The sequence below is a fragment of the Serratia sp. SM04 genome (assembly GCF_040280225.1).
GTDB lineage: Bacteria > Pseudomonadota > Gammaproteobacteria > Enterobacterales > Enterobacteriaceae > Serratia > Serratia sarumanii.
In genome coordinates this window covers 1-23,997 of record NZ_JBEOQT010000022.1, presented here as the reverse complement: position 1 = coordinate 23,997, position 23,997 = coordinate 1, and the positions used below count along the sequence as shown (strand labels likewise).

Here is a 23,997-nt window from a genome sequence, read left to right as displayed (position 1 = left end):
AAAAGGGTGAACACATTCCTGTTTTTATAAAATCAAGCCATAGCGTTATTCATCAGCCGATAATAAAAGCGACAAAATAACGAACTCCTAGATAACCGCCGAGAAACCGGATGAAATGTCCAATAAATTGTGCACCCGATTCTTCAATCCCATTTTGCGTAATGCACTGCATTTCTGCGTGCTGACCGTTTTTACGCTTTTATCAAGCATTCGGGATACCTGGGTCACCGTATAGCCGAAAGAAAGCAAATGAAGCGTTTTCACTTCACTTTCAGTCAGGCAACTTTTCGTATTGCGGGCCGCCCCACCCTCAACGTTTCCATTTAATGCAGAATGCTGCGAAATATTAGCCAGCAGCAAAGACAATTCCTTATTCATGTCGGGAACTCGCACTCTTTTATCGAGCACCACCACATCACGCGTGACAGAAAGAAATAACAGACGACGCTTCTCTTCTGTCGTCAAAAAAATTTTCACGCCATGAATAGCAGACAATAACGCTGCCGCCATGCTGAAACGCAACAGGCTTTTTATCGCATCATCGACGATCAGAATATCCTGGCAATTTCGCCCCATGGCCAAAGGCAGATCGTCGTAGTAAGCAATAACGTGATCCTTATGAAAAATCCTTGGCGCCAATATCCTTTTCATCGCCTCTCTGAAAAAGATGTTTTCAGATACGATACCGATACTGAGCATACTTCCTCCATCCATGGCTAAAGAAAACGGCGATGCCTTGCACTAAATACCTGCCGTTTTCTTGGAAAAATCGCATTGCCGTTTGGGAGCCATCAATAAGCGCCCGGCACATAAGCAGGCGCCGTAAAACACTAAGATAATTCTGCATCAAATCATTAACAACAGGAACATTATTTTTATTAACGCAAATTTTAATTATTATAATCTAATAAATTAGATTTTTTCAGAATTTAACTCTGTTAAGCATAATAAAAAGAGCAATGCACCATGCATTCTGTTCGTCGAAGAAATAAAAAACACCCTGAATTATTTATGTTTCCCTCCCAGAACCTTGACCTGACCGACGTTTCACTAAATACTAGCCGCGACCTGGAAGCCTATACCATTATAAAAACCTGAATACATGAAATATATTATCGACCTCTGCGTAATCTATGACGCAAATGCGTGTCGTCTCCAACTCATTGATAACGATGAGTCATCGATACGGATATCCAATCCGGCCTCGCGCCTGTTAATTGAAATGCTGACTCATCCGAATATCCCATTGAAACGTGAGGTATTGATAAAAAAGGTATGGGAAGAGTATGGTTTTTCAGGCTCATCGATCAGCCTCAATGTAGCCGTCAGTGAAATAAGGAAAGCGTTCAAACTGCTGGGGAGAGAAACCTCCCCGATAAAGACCCTGGCGAAAGTCGGTTTTTGCTTTACCGCCATGATTGATATTTACCCATCACCGCAGGCAACCGTTAACGAAACTCCCCCTTATTCCGCCTCAGTGCCGCTTTCGTCTTTCCCGTCGGTTGCCGAATCACATAACACGCCGCCGCAGAAACAGGTAAATATTCGCGCTATTGCCGCTATCTGCGGCGCATTTATTCCGCTGTTGTTCGTCGCGGCGTTCTATCCTGTTGAACCGCCTGATCAACCCAGAGAAAATTTAATCTCGTTAGGGAAAAAAGACCGCTGCACCTTGTATTCTCTGGATGCAGACAAGCATATTGATGACGAACTGGAAAAGCGCATGGTCAACCAGGCGCTAGAAGATAGCGGTGTGGATTGTATAGCCAGTAAAGCGGACATCTATTTTTCCTCCGTAAAACACACGTTGACTTATAACACCTTCCTCGGTGTGTGTTATCTCGGCTCACAAGATCGATATACCCAGTGTGTTACCTACAAAATTCTCAACGGAAAATAAATGGCCGCATTGCTCAACCCCAAAATGCTGACTATCGGATTTTTGGCAGTGATTCTCTTCATTGTGCTGTTTCGCATTTTAACCCCCGCCGCGCCTGTGCATATGAATTGCCAGGCCGATACGATCACTAAAAAACGATTAGCTTCAGGCGATGACCTGGAATTAAAAGTGACGGGTAGTTTATTCATCTATGACGAACATCATGCCATGATCGTGCAGCGTGGGGACATCACCGTGAGAGGAAAAACCTACAGCCTGGATAGGAAAATAAACTTTGATATAAAGAGGTTAGATCACGGGTTTTACATGACCACCCACCGAGAAATCAGTAAAACGCCCGACGACAACGCGCCGGATGAGCTGACCCAGGAAATCCCCATGATCTCTCTCGGCATTAAGAACGGCGTTTTTTCGATGCGTAAAGCTCGGCAAGATGCGTACATCGTTCATGGCGTGCTTTTCCCGGTAACGCTATGCCGTTAACCTGAGAACAGAATGCCATAGAGAGACAGCGAAGGATCGCAATGGGGCGCGCTTATGGCAAACACGCCCCAGATACCGATTGGGGAGGAAGGGCTATTTTACCGACATATCCGTACGGACGATGCCATGGTTTTTCATCACCTCTTCCATGGTGAGGTTCTCATCATACGGCGTATCGTCCACCACGACGTCTTGCGGGCGCACATAAGGTTTGGTCGCGCGTTTGAACATCCACCACCACACGAATACCAGGAAAGCGCCGGACTTCAGAAAGATCATGGTCCATAGGGCGACTTGATACCAGTTCATCTCTGTCTCCATAAGAGCATTAAGCGAAATCGATAAGGCAGCGTTGTTTATCACCCCGGCGGTGCCTGACAGCAGCAGGCATCCGAGCAGCCAACCTTGATGACCGCATAATCTCACCGATGCGTGGCCCTTATCAATAGCCGATCGCGTTTCCTGCAAAAGCGCCTCGGTTTCTGCGCACGCAAAAACAAAAACCCCGTGCTCAGTGAGCACGGGGTCAGAATGTATGGCGGAGGAGCAGAGATTCGAACTCTGGAACGGTTTCCCGTCGACGGTTTTCAAGACCGTTGCCTTCAGCCACTCGGCCACCCCTCCGCAACGACGCGCACTATAAACAGACCTCATTCGCTTGTAAAGCCCGGGCGCGTTCAACCGCGCGAAAAATCGGCGAAGACGCAGCAAACGGCGAACAAACGCGCGTCCGCTCCTCCCTGCTGTTGCAACAATGATAACTAAGGGTAAAGATTGGTAAACAAACTTTAATCAAGCGCTTGCGCTGCCTATCATCGGGATTATTTTGTGATGGCTTGATAAGAGAGAGCATTATGGACCGCATTGTCGTCTCATCTTCTTCGCGCGACTCGCTGCTCAGCACGCATAAAGTCCTGCGCAACACCTATTTCCTGTTATCCCTGACGCTGGCTTTCTCGGCGCTGACCGCGACCGCCAGCACGATGCTGGGGCTGCCGGCACCGGGCTTGCTGCTGATGCTGGTTGGCTTCTACGGCCTGATGTTCCTGACCCATAAACTGGCCAACAGCCCGGCAGGCATTCTGGCGGCGTTTGCGCTGACCGGTTTCATGGGGTATGCCCTCGGCCCCATTCTCAGCTCGTTCCTGAACGCCGGCGCGGGCGATCTGATCATGCTGGCGCTGGGCGGCACCGCAGCGGTGTTCTTCTGCTGCTCGGCGTATGTGCTGACCACCCGTAAAGACATGTCATTCCTGTCCGGCATGATGATGGCAGGTTTTGTGGTACTGCTGGTGGCGGTGATCGCCAACCTGTTCCTGCAGATCCCTGCCCTGCACCTGGCCATCAGCGCGCTGTTCATCCTGTTCTCCGCCGGCGCGATCCTGTGGGAAACCAGCAACATCATTCACGGCGGCGAGACCAACTACATTCGCGCCACCGTTAGCCTGTACGTGTCGCTCTACAACATGTTCATCAGCCTGTTGAGCATTCTGGGCTTCGCCCGCAGCAACTGATCGCACGTTACACCAGCTTTCCAGGCCCCGCTCCGGCGGGGCTTTGTTTTTTGCGGCTGAAAAAATTTGCTAAACTGGCGGCCGTTCCGAATTATCCGTTATCGAGGCAGTATGTTGGAGTTTGAAGGTCAGGTTATCGACACTGACGCGCAGGGTTATCTGAAAAACAGCGCCGACTGGCATGAAGGGCTGGCGCCGCTGCTGGCCGCGCAGGAAGAGATCGTGCTCACCGAAGCACACTGGGAAGTGGTGCGTTTCGTGCGCGACTTCTATCAGGAATTTAATACCTCACCGGCTATCCGCATGCTGGTCAAAGCGATGGCGCAGAAATACGGCGAAGAAAAAGGCAACAGCCGCTATCTGTATCGCCTGTTCCCGAAAGGGCCGGCCAAACAAGCCACCAAAATCGCCGGATTGCCGAAACCGGTAAAATGCATTTGACCGCTCTGCCCGCAGCGCCGCTGCAGGCGAGCGTTTAATAACGAATGCCAAACCCGCTGTAATCAGCCAGGCCCTGCGGCTCCACCAGCACGCGTTCGACGCGCGCGCTGCGCGGGCCGCCCTGTTTCAACCACTCCAGCAGCTTGTCCACCTGCGCCTGTGTGCCGCAGGCCACCACCTGAACACTGCCGTCATCGAGATTGCGCGCATAGCCTGTCACCCCCAACGCCTCGGCCTGCCGCTGGGTGGAATAGCGAAACCCAACCCCCTGCACCACGCCATACACATACGCAGCAATGCAAACTTGTGTCATAATCGCCCCCTGTTATCTTGTCTAAAGAATAAGTATGTATTGAGTATAGAAACTCAATCAAAAGATAAAGAGGCAAGGAGCCAGAGGACAACAATTTGTATAATAGAGGCTTACGTAAAAAGTAGACGGCCGAGCTCCCTCGGCCGGGACAGACTTGCTATTTTTCGGCAGGTAGCCAGTTGGCCCTTTCCCCGTAAAAGAAAGAGTCGATAAATCTGCTTTTGCCACGCAAGCGGATAAATATGATGACCAGAGCGAAAATAATGGCCGTTACGCTGAGATAAAAACCTAGCGTATCCTTATCGACCATTGCTCCGACAAGCAAAATGGGTAACACATGCCAAAGATAAATAGGTAGAGATACCTGCCCCATTTTGACCACAAAGCCCTCAATTCTCAGCTTCAGGCGTTTACACAAACTCACCATCAACAGCAACAGCGCAGCATTAAAGGCAAACCATGAGGCTGCATCCAGCAGTGCCTCGTTCGGTTCATAGTACCCTAATATGCCTACGACCAACGCGATAGCGAACAACGCCAGCGGGTTACCGTGAAAATTCTTATCCCCGACCAGGAAACCTAATAAAAAGAAGGAGTAGTAATAATAGAAACGCTTATCACCAATGAATTTCAGCCAGGCATATTGGTTTTCCAGCGTGTCGGTGTAACAGTACCAGACAATAGATAACGCCGCGGAAGTGAACAGAAAGAAACCAATTAAGAAATTACTCTTGTAAATGACCATAGTATATAGCACGAATATGATCACTGCTGGGATATACCAAAGATGATAGTAGGGGTAAAGAAATAGACCGATGAACTGCTTTAAACCGACTTCTTCTGAGGAGTAAAGAGAATAAACGCTGTAAACAACGAACGCCAACATATAAGGAATTATCATGCGCCACTGATACTTTTTCAGCACGCTAATCACACCGCCATCAAGAAAATAACGCCGAACAAAGTAGCCCGTCACCCCTAGAAAAAGCGGCATATGAAAATAATATATTGCCCCACGCAAACCGACATCAGCGCTGCCTGGCAATAAATGTCCCACGATGACGAGCAAGATAAGCAACCCTTTCAAAAAATCAAACGACAAGCTTCTTTCTTTAGACATTTAAGAAAAATCCTAATATCTGCATAATAAACATCAGGTGCTCAATAACAGATTAAGTTAAGATTTTTGCCAATGAGAAAAACCCTAAAACTCACAAAAAACCTACAAATCACTTACAACTCCATCAACCAGCAGATAGATTTCCCTTCGTGAGACAAACGGAAACCTGTAGCCAATCACTCACAATCGTGCAAAAAAAAACACTAACAATCAGTCGATTAAAAAATGGTGATTTTCAATCCACGTTCTTGAACGATGAGATTGCTTACTCACAAGAAAGTGCCGTCACCCTGTCATCGTTGTTCGCACCTGACGTCGAGCTGCCACGTGACAGCGCTATTCCGCTTTCAAGTTACAGACGTCTGCCCTATCATCACTTATGGGAGAGATGATAATGGTTTTTATTTTTCAAGTTTTCAATGGGTGTTGTAACATCTGAAAAATCAATCGACTTGCGAACGACTTTCGTTTTAAAACGATCATCGTATTCGACCTGAGCACTCTTTACCTTTAAGAGCATTTCAATCATTCTGTCCGCTTGATTACCGTCGAATCCAAAAGAGCGGTTGCCGTAAAATCGCTCACCATTAATCGACACAGAACCTGAATTAGGGTTGGCAGAGGGAGGGAATGAAATCTTATAATGTCCACCCTGGACAGAAACCTTTAATACCCCATCACTTATAGCATTTTCATCTTCAATAAAAACCCACTCGTTAGCGAATGCTATGTTAGCCGAAATCAAAAAAATGAAAAATAAAAAAAATCTCACCGGTACATTCCCTTTACGTTATATTGTAAAAACATCCAAAATCTTTTTTAACGCGAATAAAAATATAACTCTTCAGCCTTACTTTCTCTACCCCCTCCTGCCGAATACTGATGGCTATAGGCAACGAAGCACCTTCACACGATAATCAACGCACCGTCATCTCTGCTTCGCTATCATACACCCATTTAAGCTGCCATTTCTTCAGTTTGAAGGCTGCACTTTCTCTCTCTTCGGTGCGACGCCCGCAGAGATAACGCGATACAATCCGAGCCAACGCGGTAGTGAACGCTGTCAGATTCAGCTATGATGACGAACTTATTTTGGCAAACGCTTAATCCAGCCAATTAACCCATTGAATAAAAAGTAGTTTAACCATGCGCTTATATCTCGCCAAAGGACGTGAAAAGTCCTTACTCCGTCGCCACCCTTGGGTGTTCTCCGGCGCCGTTCAACGCGTTGAGGGCAAAGCCCACTCCGGTGAAACCATTGATATCCTCGACAGCCAGGGTAAGTGGCTGGCACGCGGCGCCTATTCGCCCGAGTCGCAGATCCGCGCACGCGTCTGGACCTTCCAGCAAGATGAAGAGATTAACATCGATTTCTTCATTCGCCGCCTGCAGCAAGCGCAAAGCTGGCGCGATTGGGTCGCACAGCGCGACGGTCTGGACGGATACCGCCTGATCGCCGGCGAGTCCGACGGCCTGCCGGGCATCACTATCGATCGCTTCCAGAATTTCCTGGTGCTGCAGCTGCTGTCCGCCGGTGCCGAATACCAGCGCCCGGCCCTGCTTTCCGCCCTGCAGCATTGCTACCCGGAATGCTCGATCTACGATCGCTCCGACGTTGCGGTACGTAAAAAAGAAGGCCTGCCGCTGGCACAGGGCCCGGTATTTGGCGATCTGCCGCCGGAACTGCTGCCGATCACCGAACACGGCATGAAGCTGCTGGTGGACATTCAGCAGGGGCACAAAACTGGTTTCTACCTCGACCAGCGCGACAGCCGCCTGGCGGCGCGCAATTACTCCGCCGGCCGTCGGGTGCTGAACTGCTTCTCCTACACCGGCGCCTTCGCCGTTTCCGCTTTGATGGGCGGTTGCGCGCAGGTGATCAGCGTGGATACCTCGCAGGCGGCGCTGGATATCGCCAAACAGAACGTCGAGCTCAACAAGCTGGATCTGAACAAAGCGGAGTTCGTTCGCGATGACGTGTTCCAGCTGCTGCGCAACTACCGCACTCAAGGCGAAAAATTCGATCTGATCATCATGGATCCGCCGAAATTCGTCGAGAACAAGAATCAGTTGGCCAGCGCCTGCCGCGGCTACAAAGACATCAACATGCTGGCGCTGCAGCTGCTGAATCCGGGCGGCATTCTGCTCAGCTTCTCCTGCTCCGGCCTGATGCCGACCGACCTGTTCCAGAAAATTTTGGCCGACGCCGCTGTAGATGCCGGACGTGATGTACAATTTATAGAGCAGTTCCGACAGGCTGCCGATCACCCGGTGATCGCCACATACCCTGAGGGGCTGTATCTGAAAGGATTCGCTTGTCGGGTGATGTAACTTGAAATGCGCTGCCCTGCCCCCATATATGAGCAAGGCATTGTTTCTCAGGAGGTCATCATGATTGCCAGCAAATTCGGTATCGGACAACAGGTTAGGCATAAACTGCTGGGGTATTTAGGCGTCGTGATCGATATCGACCCGGAATACTCTTTGGAACAACCCAAAGCTGACGAAATAGCGGCGAACGATGAACTGCGTTCAGCCCCTTGGTACCACGTGGTGATGGAAGACGAGGAAGGCCAACCGGTACACACCTATCTGGCGGAAGCGCAGCTGGATAGCGAAGCCCAGGAGGCACACCCCGAGCAACCATCGCTGGATGAACTGGCGGAATCCATCCGTCACCAGCTACAGGCGCCACGCTTGCGCAATTGACCGCGCCAAGACCTGAGAAACCCGAGAGGGCCCGGCATCGCGCCTGGCCCTTTTTATTTAGCGCTCCAACCCTAAGCGCGGGATTTCGATTTTCGGACAGCGATCCATCACCACACGCAACCCGGCCTGTTGCGCCAGCGCTGCCGCCTGCTCGTTAATCACCCCTATCTGCAGCCAGAGCGCCCTGGCGCCGATCGCTATCGCCTCTTGCGCTACGCCGTAAGCCGCTTCTGAATTGCGAAACACGTCAACCATATCCACCGGCTGCGGGATAGCGGCCAGCGTAGGGTAAACCTGCTGCCCCAGCAGCGTCTGCCCCGCCAGTTTTGGGCTGACCGGGATCACCTGATACCCTTGCGCCAACAGATACGCCATCACCCCATAGCTGGGCCGCGATGGGTTATCGCTGGCACCGACCAGCGCGATAGTTTTCACCTGTTGCAACAGCTCAACAATCTCTTGATCTTGCATCTTCAACTCCCGTTTATCACTGCGTCACTTTCCATTTCGAGTGTAACCGATCGGCATTCGTTCGGTTAAACGCAACGCAAGGGAAACTTCACCGCAATCTTATGGTCAGAGGCTGTCGCGGTTCAGCTGCGCATGGTCATGTCTAATCGCGATAAAATATGTAAAAATGTAAACAAAATACCCGATTGAAAAATTTTGACACAACCTATGCCGTGTTCAACACTTAGCGTTACGCCACTTTATAAGGAGATAATGATGAAATTTGGTCTGGTGGTTGCGGCGTTGCTCAGCATCAGCATCAGCATGCCTGCCGCGGCTACGACCCTGAAACTCTCCCCGGACATCGACCTGCTGGTGGTCGACGGCAAGAAAATGACAGGTTCGTTGTTAAAAGGCGCCGACAGCCTTGAACTGGATGGCGGGCAGCACCAGTTGCTGTTTAAAGTGACCAAAACCGTACGTTCCGGCCAGCATACGCAGGCCTATGCTTCCTTGCCGCTGGTTGCCACCTTCAATACGCAAAAGATCAGCCAGGTGGCGATCGAACTGCCACGCATCGAGAACGATCGTGATGCGCAACGCTTTGACAGAACGTTGAATTATCTAGTGGTCGATAAGGACGGCAACACCCTGCCGTTCCGGCATGATGTGCTGCATCCCGACAGCGTCACCTTCAATACCGATTTGGAAAAGGTGATGACCGATTACAACCGCCAGAACCGCCCGGCCTCCGTTCCGAGCTTTGTTCAGGCGAACACGGGCAATGCCTCAGCCCTCGCGTTGGCCGGCGCGCCGATAAACGCCCCGACGGTGACGTTGAAAGGTGAAAACGTGTCGGAACAAATGCTGCAATACTGGTTTCAACAGGCCGACAAGGAAACACAGAAGCGTTTTCTGCGCTGGGCCAATAAACAACCGATTCGCTGATCCCTCCCGGCGCCTTTCCCCGTAAAGGCGTCTTTTCTTCGCATTTTCAAGCGCAAACGCTAGGCAGTGAAAAACAGTTTCAGTAATCTGTCGCACATTCCCCGATTAGCGAAGGACACCGAGATGGAATTGACCACCCGCACTATCGCCGCGCGCAAACACATTGCGCTGGTGGCGCACGATCACCGCAAACAGGCCCTGCTGGAGTGGGTAGAAAGCCACAAGACCATTCTGGCGCAGCACCAGCTGTACGCCACCGGCACTACCGGTAATCTGATCCAGCGCGCCAGCGGCATTCCCGTCACCAGCATGCTGAGTGGCCCGATGGGCGGCGATCAGCAGGTTGGCGCACTGATTGCGGAAGGCAAGATAGACATGCTGATCTTCTTCTGGGATCCGCTGAACGCGGTGCCGCACGATCCGGACGTGAAGGCGCTGCTGCGGCTGGCGACCGTATGGAATATTCCGGTGGCCACCAACCGCTCGACCGCCGACTTTCTGATCGACTCTCCGCTGTTCAAAAGCGAGGTGGAGATCGCCATCCCCGACTATCAGCGCTACCTGCAAGACCGCCTGAAATAGTCCTCGCGGCCTGGCAGCCGCCAGGCTCAGGCTTACGGTTTTTTCTGCACCGGTACGCCAAGATCTTGCAGGTGTTCAACGAACACCGAAGGACGTTCACGATCCTGCAACAGCCATACCTGATGTTTAGCGCGCGTCAACGCGACATACAGCAGACGGCGCTCTTCGGCATCCGGGAAATCCTCCGGCTGCGGCAGCAGCACCTCTTCCAACACCGACTCGCGCGCCACGGCGGGGAAGCCGTCACGCCCATCATGCAAACCGGCGATGATGACGTATTCCGCCTGCTGCCCCTTGCTGGCGTGGATGGTCATAAATTCCAGATCCAGCTTGGGCCAGCGGGTGGCCGCCTTCGCCAGCGCTTCCGGTTTCAGATGATGGTAGCGCGCCAGCACCAGGATGCGCTCATCCGGCTTGGCGTAGCCGCTCAGTTTATCCAGCAAGGGCTCCAGCTGCTCGTGCGGCAGGATCGCCACCGACTTTTTATTGCCCTTGCTCAGGCTGTTGAGCGGTTTTTTCAGCTGGTGCGGGTTCTGCTGCACGAACCGGTTGGCCACCTCACCGATACGTTCGTTGAAGCGATAAGTGGTGTCCAGCGCGCACTGCGCCCCTTCGCCGAAGTGGGTGGCAAAAGCCGTGGTTAACGTCAACTCTGCGCCGCTGAAGCGATAAATCGCCTGCCAGTCATCCCCCACCGCAAACAGGCAGGTCTGCTTGTTCTGCCGACGCAGCGCCGCCAGCAACAGCGCACGCTGCGGCGAGATATCCTGAAACTCATCGACCAGAATATGTTTCCACGGGCTGACGAAGCGCCCCTTGTCGAGAATGTTGACCGCCTGATGAATAAGGCCGGAAAAGTCCACCGCTCCTTCCTCTTTCAAGGCGCTTTTCCAGGCTTTCAACAGTGGCGCCATCAGCCGGATGCGTTTCGAAAACAGATCGCGGATTTCTTCATCCGCCTGCTCAATCATTTCCGCCTGGCTGCCGCCGTGCATGCGCATCAGCCCCAGCCAGCGTTCCAACCGGCCCGCCAGCCGGTCCGCCAGGCGTTTATCCTGCCAGAAGTCGCCTTCCGGCACGTCCCATTCCAGCTCCTCGGTCAACCATTGACGCCACCCCTTCGCCTGGGCTTTTTTCTCTGCACATTGCTCGCGCCAATGGGCAATCAGCAACGCTTTGCGCGCGCTGGCATCGGTTTCCAACCGGCTGATCGCCGGGGCTTTGCGGCTGCCTTGTTGAATGATCTGCAGCGCCAATGCATGGAATGTTTTGGCCTGAATACCTACATCGCCCAAACGTTCTTTGATGCGATCATTCATCTCACTCGCAGCCTGACGGCCGAACGCCAACAGCAAGATTTGGCCCGGCTCCGCCTCCTGACGGCGCAGCAGCCAGCCGGCGCGCGCCACCAGCACCGACGTCTTGCCGCTGCCGGCCCCCGCCAATACCAGGACGGAATCCTCGCCGTTGACCACCGCACGGCTCTGAGAGTCATTGAGCGGTGAGCTCTCGACGGTCTGGAAGAAGTCGTGATGTTGCTCCAGCATGCGATCGGCCCACTGCCGGTTGCGTTGGTCGACACTGCGTTGCCCCTGCTGCAGCCATTGCAGACACAGATGGTAATCGACCCGGCAGTTATCGAATTCCTCCAGGCGCACCACCGGCATTGGCAGCGCGGAGAAGGCTTCACGGATTTGCTGCTGCAGCTTGCCCAGCTCAGACTTTTTGAACCATTTATCTTGCTGCTCAATGCGCTGAATCTGTGCCACCTGCTGTTGCAACACGCCGGCACTGACCTCACTCATTTCGGCGCTCCACTGCTGCCACGCCTGCTGCAGATAGTGATAAAAACGCTGCGTTTCCTGCCACTCGGTGCCGTGCAGTCGCACCACTTTTTCGTCCGGCAATTCAAATTCCAGCTCGCCCCAGACGATGCCGCGCTTGCACCTGACCTGAATCAGTTGATTGAAGGGGATCAGGTATTCATGTTTTTCCCCGCTCACCTCAACGCCGGCGTGCAGCAACCGCACGCGGTTATAAGGGTGCTGAGCCAGGTGTTTCCCCAGCGATGTCGCTTTAAGTTCCATATCGTCGCGCCATGACTATGTTGAGATTAAATAACGGATATCTGCCAGTTTACCTGCGATAAGCAGTGGCACTCTAGCGCTAAAAAAAGGGTAGAATAGATTTTGCGTTTTTATCGTGAATACGCCCGCATCGCGGTTTGGCCAACATTAGAGCAGAATGACGTCTATGCGTACTGTACTGAATATTCTTAATTTTGTGTTGGGCGGTTTCTTCACCACGCTGGGTTGGCTCATCGCCACGGTGTTCAGCGTGCTGCTGGTCATCACGCTGCCGCTCACCCGCTCCTGCTGGGAAATCACCAAGCTGTCGCTGGTGCCGTTCGGCAATGAGGCAATCCACGTCGATGAGCTCTACCCGGAAAAAAGCAATGCGCTGCTCTCCGCCGGCGGCTCACTGCTCAACGTTATCTGGCTAGTGCTGTTCGGCTGGTGGCTGTGCCTGTCACACATCGCCGCCGGTATCGTGCAGTGCGTTTCGATCATCGGCATTCCGGTCGGCATCGCCAATTTCAAAATTGCCGCCATCGCGCTGTGGCCGGTGGGGCGCCGCGTCGTCTCGGTAGAAATGGCTCAGCAAGCGCGTATTGAGAATGCTCGCCGCCACTATCATCAGCGTTAATTTTTTCTCCGTTTGAGGAGTTTTTCGTGCGCTCTTTTGCACCCGCAGTACGTCGTTACACCTATAACAGCAATCTGCTGTATCACCTGCGCATCCTTATTGCGCTGATCGGCACCACCGCCGTTCCCTGGTGGCTGGGCATTCCCAAGCTGACCATCCCGCTGACGCTGGGCGTGGTGGCAGCGGCCCTGACCGACTTGGATGACCGCCTGGCCGGCAGGTTACGCAACCTGCTGATCACGCTGGTGTGCTTCTTTGTCGCCTCAGCTTCAATCGAGCTGCTGTTCCCCTATCCCTGGTTGTTCGCCCTTGGCTTAACCACGTCGACCTGCGGTTTTATCCTTCTGGGCGCCTTGGGGCAACGTTACGCCACCATCGCCTTCGGCGCACTGCTGATCGCGGTTTACACCATGCTCGGCACCGCCATGTACGATGCCTGGTATCAGCAACCGCTGCTGCTGGTGATCGGTGCGCTGTGGTACAACCTGCTGACGCTGGCGGGCCACCTGCTGTTCCCTATCCGGCCACTGCAAGAGAACCTGGCGCGCTGCTACGATCAACTGGCCAACTATCTGGATGCCAAAGCCAACCTGTTCGATCCCGACGCCGAACGCGACGCTGACCTGCCATGGATGGATGTTGCGATGGCCAACAGCGCGTTGGTCGCGTTGCTTAACCAGACCAAAGCCTCGCTGCTGACGCGCCTGAAAGGCGATCGCGGCCAGCGCGGCACCCGCCGTACCTTGCACTACTATTTTGTCGCGCAGGATATCCACGAACGCGCCAGCTCTTCCCACGTTCAGTATCACGCGCTCAGCCGGCAATTTCGCCACAGCGATATTTTATTCCGCTTCCAGCGTTTGCTGAGCATGCAGGCGCGCGCCTGCCGCCAACTGGCACAATCGATCCTGCTGCGGCAAAAATACCAGCACAACCCGCGTTTTGAGCCGGCCTTCAGCCGCATTCAGGAGGCCTTGGCGCGCATCGCCGAAACCCAGGGCAATTCAGAACAAACCAAGGCGCTGGCGCACCTGCTGAAAAACCTGCATGCGATCGATGCGCAGCTGGCCAATATTGAGTCAGAGCAGACGCTGGCAAACGGGCAAGCGGAAGAGAACAGCCTGGCCGACGATCGCTTAACCGGCTGGAGCGACATCCGTCTGCGCATCAGCCGCCATTTGACGCCGCAATCGGCCCTGTTCCGCCACGCGATCCGCATGTCGGTGGTGCTGTGCGTGGGTTACGCTTTCATCCAGTTCACCGGCATGCAGCACGGTTACTGGATCCTGTTGACCAGCCTGTTCGTCTGTCAACCGAACTACAACGCTACCCGCCGACGCCTGGCGCTGCGCATCATCGGCACCCTGGCCGGTATCCTGATCGGCCTGCCGATCCTCTATTTCGTGCCTTCACTGGAAGGACAGCTGGTGTTGATCGTCATCACCGGCGTTCTATTTTTCGCTTTCCGCACCGTCCAGTATGCCCACGCCACCATGTTCATCACGCTACTGGTCTTGTTATGCTTTAACCTGTTGGGTGAAGGATTCGAAGTAGCCGCCCCGCGCGTTTACGACACCTTGTTGGGCTGCGCCATCGCCTGGGCGGCGGTCAGCTTTATCTGGCCGGACTGGAAATTCCGCCAACTGCCGGCGGTGGTGGATAAAACCCTGAATGCCAACTGCCGTTATCTGGACGCCATTCTGGTGCAATACCACCAGGGTAAGGATAACGGCCTCGCCTACCGCATTGCGCGGCGAGATGCCCACAACAGCGATGCCGAACTGGCTTCGGTCATCTCCAACATGTCCGCCGATCCCAAGGTCGACAAGGAATTGCAGGAAGCCGCCTTCCGCCTGCTTTGCCTAAACCACACTCTCCTGAGTTATATCTCGGCGTTGGGGGCGCACCGCGAGCGGCTGAATACCCCTGTCACCCTCGATCTGCTCAATGATGCCGTGTGTTACGTGGACGGCGCCTTGCATCAGGAAGAACGGAACAGCCAGCGCATTGCGCAAGCGCTGGAACAGCTGGCGGAGCGCATTCGCAGAGCCGTTCCGGAACCTGAAAGCAAAGAGCAGTTGGTGTTGCAACAGGTGGGGTTGATGCTCGAACTGCTGCCGGAGCTCACCGCACTCCACGCCCAAATCAATAAGGCAATCTAATTATTCAGGGCTCGCTCGATGGGCCCTGAACCACTGGCTCATGCCCATGGCGGCGCATCGCCATCGTATGATCGAACCAGCGCACCAGTTCGTTGCGCAATTCGGTCGGCAACGCCGCCTGATGATAACCGGCTATCGCGCCGCCCAGCGACAGCAGCACGCGCAGCCCCAGATTGGTCTGCTGTTGCAGCAGGCGGAGATAGCTGCGTTTAGCGCCTTGCAGCCGCAGGTCATAGGCGTTGCGGATACCCGCTCGCCATAGCAAGCGCTCCATGTTGACATCGATATTCGGCAACGCCTTCAATCGACCGTGATCGCCGGCCTTAAGCCGCTGCTCTCGACGCGCTTCCCTGACGGCCTGCCAGGCCAGCCCCACCAGCTCGTTGCGTTCCCGCCACAGCGACTCGTCAACCCAGTAATAACGCAAAGTGATGGGCACTCCGCGCTTGGAATAGACCATATTGACCATCCCTCTGGCGCGAAAAGCCGGTTCCATGCTCGCCGTAGCCCGCAGGTACAATTCTCCTTCCGCTATCACTGCAAACATTACCCCCTCGGCCAGCAGGCCGTAGCCGCCAAACTGTGACCGCGTGGTGATGGCGCCCAGCGCCGCGAAGCAATTTTTAGCCTGTGCGATCCTTCGTATCGACATCCTTTTCATAGCGTTTCTCCTTTTTAGGTTCTGACCGTATTATTTCTCTCATCAATGAAAAAAGTAACGTGAACAACTAATTAGAAAAATACGCACTATCCGCCCGCCTGCCAATCACAAAAACCGCCGGTACAAAAAATGATCGCAATTATGCGAGCCGCTACGAAAATTTGGGTTGATCTTATCCTAAATCAGAGATACTGTATAAACATACAGTAACACGACGGGCGGGAACTTTATGCGTACTCAATCACTCTACCAACCTCATTTCGGCCATGGCTCTTATACAACGCGCAATGTTGCGAAGAACACGGATGTCGGCAAAGAGAATGGCTTGATCAGTGAACTTGTTTACAGCGAGCGCCAGCCCGCAGTGGCTCAATTGCTGTTACCCCTGCTGCTGCAATTGGGCAAGCAGTCTCGCTGGCTTCTGTGGCTGACACCGCAGCAAAAATTAAGCAAGCAATGGCTGCAGCAATCCGGCCTGCCTGTAGATAAGATGGTGCAATTGAGCCAGATCAGCCCGGTGAATACGGTCGAGGCGATGGAAAAAGCACTGCAAACGGGAAATTACAGCGTGGTTCTCGGTTGGTTGCCCGAGCTAACGGAGGAGGATCGTCTAAAATTAAGACGTGCGGCAGAATTGGGTAATGCCTATGGGTTTATCATGCGGCCTCAACGTGACATTAACCCGACTCACGGACACTGTTCCACCCTAAAAATTCACTCTTCTTTGTATCATTAAGTAAATTTAGGATTTTTCCCATCATTTTCGCACCCCATAAGCAGAACCTTTGCATGGGAAGGCAAAAAGCGAGTCCGGCTGCGGTTTGGCAGGCAAAAACGTTCGATGAATCGCCGTTTTTTTAGGCTAAGAATGTTAGCAAATATGTACGATTCCGCGTTTTTTTTTAGAGCCTTATCACATCACACTTGTAACTTTCGCGCCACGTTGTAGACTTTACATCGCCAAGGTTGCTCTATAACGTCAGAAAAACTGGCGAGTAACAAACGAGGGCTTAAACCTTGGCGAAGGAATTTAACCAAGGGCTTAAACAGCTTTAAAGCTCATTGCCTATTTGGATGATAACGAGGCGCAAAATGAAAAAGACAGCTATCGCATTAGCAGTGGCACTGGCAGGTTTCGCTACCGTAGCGCAAGCCGCTCCAAAAGATAACACCTGGTACACCGGTGCTAAACTGGGCTGGTCCCAGTACCACGACACTGGTTTCTACGGTAACGGCTACCGCGTAGACAACGATGCACGTAAAGACCAACTCGGTGCTGGTGCATTCTTGGGCTATCAAGCTAACCAATACCTGGGCTTTGAAATGGGTTACGACTGGTTGGGTCGTATGAAATATACCGGCCGTAACACCGGTTCCTTCAAAGCACAAGGCGTTCAATTGGCCGCTAAACTGAGCTACCCAATCGTTGACGATCTGGACATCTACACCCGTCTGGGTGGTATGGTATGGCGTGCAGACAGTGACGGCGTAGGCTCTAACGGCGGTAACCACGACACCGGCGTTTCTCCGCTGGCTGCTGTTGGTGTTGAATACGCACTGACCAAAAACTGGGCTACTCGCCTGGATTACCAGTTCGTAAGCAACATCGGTGACGCAGGTACCGTTGGCGCACGTCCAGACAACACCATGCTGAGCCTGGGCGTTTCTTACCGCTTCGGTCAGGATGACGTAGTTGCTCCAGCACCAGCTCCGGCTCCAGCTCCAGTTGTTGAAACCAAGCGTTTCACTCTGAAGTCTGACGTGCTGTTCAACTTCAACAAGTCTACTCTGAAAGCAGAAGGCCAACAGGCTCTGGATCAGCTGTACAGCCAGCTGAGCTCCATGGATCCTAAAGACGGTTCCGTAGTTGTTCTGGGTTACACCGACGCCGTTGGTTCTGACCAGTACAACCAGAAACTGTCCGAACAACGTGCACAGAGCGTTGTTGACTACCTGGTCTCCAAAGGCATCCCGTCAGACAAAATTTCTGCACGTGGTATGGGTGAAGCAGATGCAGTTACTGGCAACACCTGTGGCTACAAATCTGGCCGCGCTACCAAAGCTCAGATCGCTTGCCTGGCACCAGATCGTCGCGTAGAGATCGAAGTTAAAGGTATCAAAGACGTTGTAACTCAGCCTCAGGGCTAAGTTTACTCGCCTAATAAAAACCCCGCATAGCGGGGTTTTTTTTCGTCCTATTGTTGAAACCAAGCGCAACAAAGGCGCGCTCACGCACTTACTTGGGATCTTTGCCAAGAATCGCCTTCAAGTCTTCTTTCAACGACGACATCTGGTTCGCATACTTTTCTTTGCGTTCAGCGTCTTCGATAAGCTGCACGACGGTTTCCGACAGCGTAACGCCACGTCGGCGCGCCAGGGCAGCCAATCGTTGCCAAACCAAAAACTCCAGATCGATAGATTTTTTACGCGTATGCTGATGTTCTGCGTTAAAATGACGTTTACGGCGGGCGCGGATCGTTTGTTTCATCCGGTTATCCAGTTCCGGATTCATGTGAGCGGCAATCCATGCAAGTACCTTTACCGGCTCATTTTCCAGCTTCAGCAGCTCGTTAACCGCCTCCTGAGCAGCGCTGTTTTCAATGTAGCGGGTAATGAGTTCCCCTTCCCGATGCTTCTTCACCAGGTACTTCCATTTCCAACCGCTCTCCAGATTTTCCAGTTGCTGATATTTCATCTTGAGCTCTTCAGTGACCGCGTAACTTCAAATAAGCATAACAGCTTTGCGCCAAATTTCCCCGGCAATTAAGCCGTCTTTTAGACTGTTTTTTGCACAGTCACCGCGCGATGTCAAACTCCCTGATGCCAACTGGCACTCCGCATGTATCAAGCCGCCGTTATTCTTGTATAATCGCCCTTTCCCTTTTTAACGATTGCATCTAACACTTTGACCAATAACCGACTTGAATGGCAATCTTTATTGCCGGACGTAACGCCTTATCAGGCGATATTTGATACCGCCGCTCAGTTGGCACCCGTGCCCTTTTCCGCCATTCAGCCTCGGCTGGAAAATGCCCTGACGCTATTTTGCCACCCCCAATCGCCACCGCGTTTCATGCTGTTGAAGGCGCAAGAAACACGAGAGTATCTGGAACTGATCGCTCACGCCGTCACGCCACTGCTGCCGAAAAACACGGCATGCTGCGGCAGCCACTATGTCATTCAGGATGGCAAAGTCAGCGTAGAGCCGGCCAGCCGTGGCGATGAACCTTTTGCCGCCGGCGGCGCTTGCCTGTTCCAGGAGTGGGTTGAGCCGGAGCAACTGTTTGGCTGCGTACGGATCCACAATGGCGACATCACCCTGCAGCCGGGTCTGGTGCACCAGGCCAACGGCGGCATTTTGATTCTGTCGGCCCGCGCCCTGTTGGCTCAGCCGTTGCTATGGCTGCGGCTGAAGCAAATGATCGGCCAACGTCAGTTCCATTGGGTTTCGCCAGACGAAACCCGCCCGCTGCCGGTAGCCATTCCGCCAATGCCGCTGGAGCTGCGGCTGATTGTGGTCGGCGATCGCCACGGCCTGGCCGATTTTCACGATATCGAGCCGGAACTGAGTGAACAAGCGGTCTACGGTGAATTCGAAGACGATCTGCAGCTGACTGAAGTTGATGATATGGCGCAGTGGTGCGGCTACGTCAACGGCGTGATTGCCGACCAGCAGTTGCCGGTGCTGGCGAGCGACGCCTGGGCGCCGCTGATCGTTCAGGCCGTGCGTTACAGTGGCGACCAGGGCATCCTGCCACTCTCGCCGGTTTGGCTTGGCCAGCAGCTGTCCGAAGCCGCACTGTATGCCGAAGAAGATCGCATTACGGCCAAAGCGTTCGAAGCGGCGTTAAATGCCCGCGAATGGCGTGAAAGCTATCTGGCCGAACGTATGCAGGATGAAATCGAGCTGGGCCAGATTCTGATTGAGACCGAGGGTGAAGTGATAGGGCAAATCAACGGCCTGTCAGTCCTGGATTATCCCGGCCATCCACGCAGTTTTGGCGAACCGTCGCGCATCAGTTGCGTTGTGCACCTCGGCGATGGCGAGTTCACCGACGTCGAGCGCAAAGCCGAACTGGGCGGCAACCTGCACGCTAAAGGCATGATGATCATGCAGGCGTTCTTGATTGCCGAACTGGATCTGGATCAGCAGTTACCCTTCTCCGCTTCCATCGTCTTTGAGCAATCTTACGGTGAAGTAGACGGCGACAGCGCCTCGCTGGCTGAACTGTGCGCGTTGATCAGCGCCCTGTCACAGCAACCGATCACCCAGCAGATCGCCGTCACCGGCTCCGTCGACCAATTCGGCAACGTACAGCCGATAGGTGGCGTTAACGAAAAGATCGAAGGTTTCTTCGAGGTTTGTTTGCGCCGCGGCCTGACGGGTAAACAGGGCGTCGTATTGCCCGCGACCAACGTGCGCCACCTGTGCCTGCGCCAGGATGTCGTCGACGCGGTACGCGAAGGGCAATTCCATCTGTGGGCGGTAGAGAGCGCGGCGGAAGCCTTGCCTTTGCTCACAGGTTGCCTCTACTCTGACGAACAACAGCCGAACTTGTTGGCGGCCATTCAGGAACGGATTGCGCAGGTGAGCCTGCAGGAACGCCGTCGTCCGTGGCCGCTGCGCTGGCTCAACTGGTTCAACCACGGCTGATCGGACTTGTTCAGCGTACACGTGTTAGCTAACCTGCGTCCTTCATTAAAATAAGGCTTACTGAGAACATGGTAGATAAACGCGATTCCTATACGAAAGAAGACCTCGAAGCATCCGGCCGTGGCGAGCTGTTCGGCGCCGGTGGCCCACCGTTGCCGGCAGGTAACATGTTGATGATGGACCGCGTGGTCAAGATGACCGAAGACGGCGGAACTCACAACAAAGGTTATGTGGAAGCGGAGCTGGATATTAATCCGGACCTATGGTTCTTCGGTTGCCACTTTATCGGCGATCCGGTCATGCCAGGCTGCCTGGGCCTGGATGCGATGTGGCAGCTGGTCGGTTTCTACCTCGGTTGGCTGGGTGGCGAAGGCAAAGGCCGCGCGCTGGGCGTCGGTGAAGTCAAGTTTACCGGCCAGGTGCTGCCAACCGCGAAGAAAGTGACCTACCGCATTAACTTCAAACGCGTCATCACCCGCAAGCTGATCATGGGCGTCGCCGATGGCGAAGTGCTGGTTGACGGCGAAGTGATCTATACCGCCACCGATCTGAAAGTGGGCCTGTTCAAGGACACCACGGCGTTCTGATCACGCTGAGGAGAAGGCGGCCATCGTCTTGTTTTCTAATCCTCTTCGCATGCCATCACGCCTAGCGTGATGGCATTTCTTTCACTTCTCGTTTAAAGACTACTCACCTCCTTTAATTGCCCGCTGCCGAAACGTTTTTTCCCCCTGTCTCCACCCTATTCCTACCCGAACGCAGGCCAGTTGAGCGAGGCCCCTCCCCGCAGCCCGCACCGACGCGATAGCGGTTTTTTGCATCCGGTCATTTTCTTGCCCCTCAAAATCGCCTAGTATAGCCATCATGTAACTACAATAAATGTATCCACAAAGAGGCGATATGCAAAAAACCCGCTTTAGCGATACACCTTGCCCCGTCGCACGTTCGTTAGATCGCGTCGGAGAATGGTGGAGCATCCTGATCCTGCGTGATGCCTTTCAGGGATTGTCCAAGTTCGACGAATTCCAACAAAGTCTGGGGATTTCACCCACTCTCCTGGCCCGACGCCTGAAGGATTTAGTGGCCCACGGCATTCTGCATAAGCAACGTTATCAAACGCGGCCGGTTCGCTATCAATATCTGCTCACCGAACGCGGCAACGATTTTCTTCCCGTACTGGCCGCTCTCTCACAATGGGGCAATCGCCATTTGATCGACGGTGACATTAGCGCCTTGTTAGTCGACGGCCGCACCGATCGGCCGATCCAGGTCCAGTTGATCAACGTCGAGACCCAACAGCAGGTGCCGCCGCAGTTTATTACGTTGGCACCGGGGCCTGCGGCAAATGACGGCATACGTCAACGCGCCGAACTAATGCGGCAGCGGCGCCTCGCCGATTTATCCGAACTCACCAAGGAGCAGTCATGAGCAATCGTCGTATCGTTATTACCGGCATGGGCGCCGTTTCACCGTTAGGGTGCGGCGTGGAGACCATCTGGCAACGTTTATTAAAAGGAGAGTCCGGCATTCGGGCTTTGCCTGACGAGATCGTTGCAGATTTGCCGGTCAAGGTCGGGGGGCAAGTCTCCGAACTGGCGCAAGATGCCGAGGCGGGATTCAACCCAGACGCGTCCGTCGCCCCCAAGGACCAAAAGAAAATGGATCGCTTTATACTGTTTGCCATGGCGGCGGCGGATGAAGCCGTTCGTCAGGCCGGCTGGATAGCCGATACGGAGGAAAAACAAGAGCGAACCGCCACCGTCATCGCCTCGGGCATTGGCGGCTTCCCGGCCATTGCCCAGGCAGTGCGCACTACGGACAGCCGCGGCGCCAAGCGCCTGTCGCCATTCACTATCCCCTCTTTCCTGGTCAATCTGGCGGCCGGTCACGTTTCCATCAAGCATCACTTCAAAGGCCCGATTGGCGCACCGGTCACCGCCTGTGCGGCCGGCGTGCAGGCCATTGGCGACGCGGTGCGTATGATCCGCAATGATGAGGCCGATATCGCCCTGTGCGGCGGTACCGAAGCGGCTATCGACACCGTAAGCCTGGGCGGATTCGCCGCCGCGCGCGCCATGTCCACCGCACCGGCCGAGTTGGCGCGACAGGCCTCCCGGCCTTTCGACAGCGCCCGGGACGGTTTTGTCATGGGGGAAGGCGCCGGCATGCTGGTGATTGAAACGCTGGAGCATGCGCGGGCGCGCGGCGCTACGCCGCTCGCGGAAATCGTCGGCTATGGCACCAGCGCCGACGCCTACCACATGACCTCCGGCGCTGAAGACGGCAACGGCGCCTATCGGGCGATGAAAATCGCGTTGAAGCAGGCGAATGTCGCCCCAGAAGAGGTTCAGCATTTAAACGCGCACGCGACTTCGACACCCGTAGGCGATTTAGGCGAAATCAATGCCATCAAGCACCTGTTTGGCACCGCCGGGACTGTCGCCGTGACCTCGACGAAATCAGCGACCGGGCACCTGCTCGGCGCCGCCGGCGGGCTGGAAACCATCTTTACCGCCCTGGCTCTGCGCGATCAGATAGCTCCTGCAACGCTGAATCTGGACAATCCCGATCCGGCGGCGGCAGGCTTGCATCTGGTCGCGAAACGGGCTGAATCGATGGACATGACCTACGCCTTATCAAACGGCTTCGGCTTTGGCGGCGTGAATGCGAGTATTTTACTGAAACGCTGGCAGGACAAATAAACGGCACAAACAAAAACCTCCGCCAAGGGCGGAGGTTATTCCTTTTATTTGACAGGGAGCCGCTTAAGCGGTCACAGCCCTGTCTTCCATGGCTTCTCGCCAACCTCCCAGCCATTGAGACCGGGCGTCCACCGATGATTGGTAGGGACAATGTTCCCTGGAACGCCCTAAAATACCTGCCTGATACCCTCTCGAATGCGCCCTTTCCAGACGATCGCGTTTCTGTCTCTTCATGCCTCGTTTCCCTCATTTTGGTCTGGTGGAAAGAAAACAATGGCTGCTTTTTGCGCAGCCACGAGTAATCAATAGCGCTAAAAGAAGAGAAGATCAATGCGCAAAATTCACGCCAATGTCATATTTGTGAGCTACGCCCGAGGAAAGTGCTAAGTGGCTGATCTGCCGGGGAAGGGTTTAACCTTTTGAAATTAAATAGAAATCCCTGCCAGCGAAAAAAAACGAATTTTCACGCTGACAGGGATTAGACGATTTTAGACCAAATTATGACTAAATGCCGCCCATCTGTGCTGCGATAGCCTGAGCTTCCTGCTGCCAGCCCTGCGCCAGGGTGCGCACCAGGGCATCATAGCCGTCCTCGCCCTGTTTCAATTCCAGGCTGAAAGGCCGTTTGATCAAGCGCCCCTGGCGGTTCAGC

The 23,997-nt window shown here is 53.9% G+C and carries 26 protein-coding genes, 1 tRNA gene and 1 pseudogene; 16 read left to right on the top strand and 12 right to left on the bottom strand.

Annotated features, from left to right (window positions below):
• Nucleotides 1-87: 87 nt before the first annotated feature.
• Nucleotides 88-699 carry a response regulator transcription factor gene (locus ABTW55_RS20660; protein WP_060420521.1) on the bottom strand — a complete coding sequence of 204 codons (612 nt, stop codon included), beginning with the start codon at nucleotides 697-699 and terminating at the stop codon, nucleotides 88-90.
• Between the two features lie 403 nt (nucleotides 700-1,102).
• On the opposite strand from ABTW55_RS20660, the gene ABTW55_RS20655 reads away from it, so the two are divergent.
• A complete protein-coding gene (locus tag ABTW55_RS20655) occupies nucleotides 1,103-1,900 on the top strand; it encodes a winged helix-turn-helix domain-containing protein (RefSeq protein WP_060420519.1) in 798 nt (265 codons plus the stop codon).
• Nucleotides 1,901-2,383 (top strand): hypothetical protein, encoded by a 483-nt coding sequence (locus ABTW55_RS20650; protein WP_033654214.1) that lies wholly within the window; start codon nucleotides 1,901-1,903, stop codon nucleotides 2,381-2,383.
• Nucleotides 2,384-2,476: 93 nt separating this feature from the next.
• Here ABTW55_RS20650 and ABTW55_RS20645 read toward each other — a convergent pair whose 3' ends face one another.
• Both ABTW55_RS20645 and ABTW55_RS20640 read right to left on the bottom strand, forming a co-directional pair.
• Entirely contained in the window at nucleotides 2,477-2,692 is a 216-nt protein-coding gene (locus tag ABTW55_RS20645) for a hypothetical protein (protein ID WP_016928277.1), read from the bottom strand.
• A 227-nt stretch (nucleotides 2,693-2,919) separates the two neighbouring features.
• A tRNA-Ser gene (locus tag ABTW55_RS20640) sits at nucleotides 2,920-3,007 on the bottom strand.
• Nucleotides 3,008-3,237: 230 nt separating this feature from the next.
• Here ABTW55_RS20640 and yccA point away from each other — a divergent pair.
• Entirely contained in the window at nucleotides 3,238-3,897 is a 660-nt protein-coding gene (gene yccA, locus ABTW55_RS20635) for an FtsH protease modulator YccA (RefSeq protein ID WP_004928091.1), read from the top strand.
• Between the two features lie 111 nt (nucleotides 3,898-4,008).
• Complete coding sequence (gene tusE / locus ABTW55_RS20630) at nucleotides 4,009-4,338, top strand: sulfurtransferase TusE (RefSeq protein ID WP_004928095.1); 330 nt, start codon at nucleotides 4,009-4,011, stop codon at nucleotides 4,336-4,338.
• Nucleotides 4,339-4,372: 34 nt separating this feature from the next.
• Here the strand turns inward: tusE and yccX are convergent, their stop codons facing one another.
• The 3 genes from yccX to ABTW55_RS20615 all read right to left on the bottom strand — a co-directional run bounded on the left by yccX (nucleotide 4,373) and on the right by ABTW55_RS20615 (nucleotide 6,543).
• A complete protein-coding gene (yccX, locus tag ABTW55_RS20625) occupies nucleotides 4,373-4,651 on the bottom strand; it encodes an acylphosphatase (protein WP_033646563.1) in 279 nt (92 codons plus the stop codon).
• A gap of 157 nt (nucleotides 4,652-4,808) precedes the next feature.
• Nucleotides 4,809-5,771, bottom strand: coding sequence for an acyltransferase family protein (locus ABTW55_RS20620; protein WP_060420516.1), 963 nt, complete (start codon nucleotides 5,769-5,771; stop codon nucleotides 4,809-4,811).
• A 373-nt stretch (nucleotides 5,772-6,144) separates the two neighbouring features.
• Nucleotides 6,145-6,543, bottom strand: coding sequence for a hypothetical protein (locus ABTW55_RS20615; protein WP_146224402.1), 399 nt, complete (start codon nucleotides 6,541-6,543; stop codon nucleotides 6,145-6,147).
• Nucleotides 6,544-6,917: 374 nt separating this feature from the next.
• On the opposite strand from ABTW55_RS20615, the gene rlmI reads away from it, so the two are divergent.
• Nucleotides 6,918-8,102 carry a 23S rRNA (cytosine(1962)-C(5))-methyltransferase RlmI gene (gene rlmI, locus ABTW55_RS20610; protein ID WP_060420513.1) on the top strand — a complete coding sequence of 395 codons (1,185 nt, stop codon included), beginning with the start codon at nucleotides 6,918-6,920 and terminating at the stop codon, nucleotides 8,100-8,102.
• A 60-nt stretch (nucleotides 8,103-8,162) separates the two neighbouring features.
• Entirely contained in the window at nucleotides 8,163-8,480 is a 318-nt protein-coding gene (hspQ, locus tag ABTW55_RS20605; protein WP_033637900.1) for a heat shock protein HspQ, read from the top strand.
• Nucleotides 8,481-8,537: 57 nt separating this feature from the next.
• On the opposite strand, the gene ABTW55_RS20600 is transcribed toward hspQ, so the two are convergent.
• Complete coding sequence (locus ABTW55_RS20600) at nucleotides 8,538-8,951, bottom strand: CoA-binding protein (protein ID WP_033637899.1); 414 nt, start codon at nucleotides 8,949-8,951, stop codon at nucleotides 8,538-8,540.
• Between the two features lie 255 nt (nucleotides 8,952-9,206).
• Here ABTW55_RS20600 and ABTW55_RS20595 point away from each other — a divergent pair, with 255 nt between their 5' ends.
• On the top strand, nucleotides 9,207-9,878 hold the full coding sequence (locus tag ABTW55_RS20595) for a DUF2057 family protein (RefSeq protein ID WP_060420509.1): 672 nt from the start codon (nucleotides 9,207-9,209) through the stop codon (nucleotides 9,876-9,878).
• 123 nt (nucleotides 9,879-10,001) lie between these two features.
• Complete coding sequence (locus tag ABTW55_RS20590; RefSeq protein ID WP_015377363.1) at nucleotides 10,002-10,460, top strand: methylglyoxal synthase; 459 nt, start codon at nucleotides 10,002-10,004, stop codon at nucleotides 10,458-10,460.
• 32 nt (nucleotides 10,461-10,492) lie between these two features.
• Here the strand turns inward: ABTW55_RS20590 and helD are convergent, their stop codons facing one another.
• The gene (helD, locus tag ABTW55_RS20585; RefSeq protein WP_060420506.1) at nucleotides 10,493-12,547 is read right to left on the bottom strand and encodes a DNA helicase IV; all 2,055 of its coding nucleotides are present in this window, start codon (nucleotides 12,545-12,547) and stop codon (nucleotides 10,493-10,495) included.
• A 166-nt stretch (nucleotides 12,548-12,713) separates the two neighbouring features.
• Between helD and ABTW55_RS20580 the strand changes: the two genes are divergently transcribed.
• Together ABTW55_RS20580 and yccS are read left to right on the top strand one after the other, a co-directional pair.
• Nucleotides 12,714-13,166 carry a YccF domain-containing protein gene (locus ABTW55_RS20580; RefSeq protein WP_033637896.1) on the top strand — a complete coding sequence of 151 codons (453 nt, stop codon included), beginning with the start codon at nucleotides 12,714-12,716 and terminating at the stop codon, nucleotides 13,164-13,166.
• A gap of 26 nt (nucleotides 13,167-13,192) precedes the next feature.
• On the top strand, nucleotides 13,193-15,328 hold the full coding sequence (gene yccS, locus ABTW55_RS20575) for a YccS family putative transporter (RefSeq protein ID WP_060420502.1): 2,136 nt from the start codon (nucleotides 13,193-13,195) through the stop codon (nucleotides 15,326-15,328).
• Between the two features lie 4 nt (nucleotides 15,329-15,332).
• Here the strand turns inward: yccS and ABTW55_RS20570 are convergent, their stop codons facing one another.
• A complete protein-coding gene (locus tag ABTW55_RS20570; protein WP_060420500.1) occupies nucleotides 15,333-15,989 on the bottom strand; it encodes a TfoX/Sxy family DNA transformation protein in 657 nt (218 codons plus the stop codon).
• Nucleotides 15,990-16,218: 229 nt separating this feature from the next.
• Here ABTW55_RS20570 and sulA point away from each other — a divergent pair, with 229 nt between their 5' ends.
• The gene (sulA, locus tag ABTW55_RS20565) at nucleotides 16,219-16,725 is read left to right on the top strand and encodes an SOS-induced cell division inhibitor SulA (RefSeq protein WP_060420497.1); all 507 of its coding nucleotides are present in this window, start codon (nucleotides 16,219-16,221) and stop codon (nucleotides 16,723-16,725) included.
• 356 nt (nucleotides 16,726-17,081) lie between these two features.
• A complete protein-coding gene (gene ompA, locus ABTW55_RS20560; RefSeq protein ID WP_033654269.1) occupies nucleotides 17,082-18,137 on the top strand; it encodes a porin OmpA in 1,056 nt (351 codons plus the stop codon).
• An 88-nt stretch (nucleotides 18,138-18,225) separates the two neighbouring features.
• Here ompA and matP read toward each other — a convergent pair whose 3' ends face one another.
• Nucleotides 18,226-18,684, bottom strand: coding sequence for a macrodomain Ter protein MatP (matP, locus tag ABTW55_RS20555; RefSeq protein ID WP_004928138.1), 459 nt, complete (start codon nucleotides 18,682-18,684; stop codon nucleotides 18,226-18,228).
• A 210-nt stretch (nucleotides 18,685-18,894) separates the two neighbouring features.
• On the opposite strand from matP, the gene ABTW55_RS20550 reads away from it, so the two are divergent.
• The 4 genes from ABTW55_RS20550 to fabF all read left to right on the top strand — a co-directional run bounded on the left by ABTW55_RS20550 (nucleotide 18,895) and on the right by fabF (nucleotide 23,345).
• Nucleotides 18,895-20,643, top strand: coding sequence for a Lon protease family protein (locus tag ABTW55_RS20550; protein WP_060420491.1), 1,749 nt, complete (start codon nucleotides 18,895-18,897; stop codon nucleotides 20,641-20,643).
• Between the two features lie 68 nt (nucleotides 20,644-20,711).
• Complete coding sequence (gene fabA / locus ABTW55_RS20545) at nucleotides 20,712-21,230, top strand: bifunctional 3-hydroxydecanoyl-ACP dehydratase/trans-2-decenoyl-ACP isomerase (protein WP_004928144.1); 519 nt, start codon at nucleotides 20,712-20,714, stop codon at nucleotides 21,228-21,230.
• 313 nt (nucleotides 21,231-21,543) lie between these two features.
• Complete coding sequence (locus ABTW55_RS20540; protein WP_033637890.1) at nucleotides 21,544-22,071, top strand: helix-turn-helix domain-containing protein; 528 nt, start codon at nucleotides 21,544-21,546, stop codon at nucleotides 22,069-22,071.
• A complete protein-coding gene (fabF, locus tag ABTW55_RS20535; protein WP_060420487.1) occupies nucleotides 22,068-23,345 on the top strand; it encodes a beta-ketoacyl-ACP synthase II in 1,278 nt (425 codons plus the stop codon). The genes ABTW55_RS20540 and fabF overlap by 4 nt, the downstream gene beginning before the upstream one ends.
• 63 nt (nucleotides 23,346-23,408) lie before the next feature.
• Here fabF and rmf read toward each other — a convergent pair whose 3' ends face one another.
• Both rmf and ABTW55_RS20525 read right to left on the bottom strand, forming a co-directional pair.
• Complete coding sequence (gene rmf / locus ABTW55_RS20530) at nucleotides 23,409-23,579, bottom strand: ribosome modulation factor (protein WP_004928150.1); 171 nt, start codon at nucleotides 23,577-23,579, stop codon at nucleotides 23,409-23,411.
• 270 nt (nucleotides 23,580-23,849) lie between these two features.
• Nucleotides 23,850-23,997, bottom strand: a pseudogene (locus ABTW55_RS20525) (ABC-type transport auxiliary lipoprotein family protein); the annotation flags it as partial.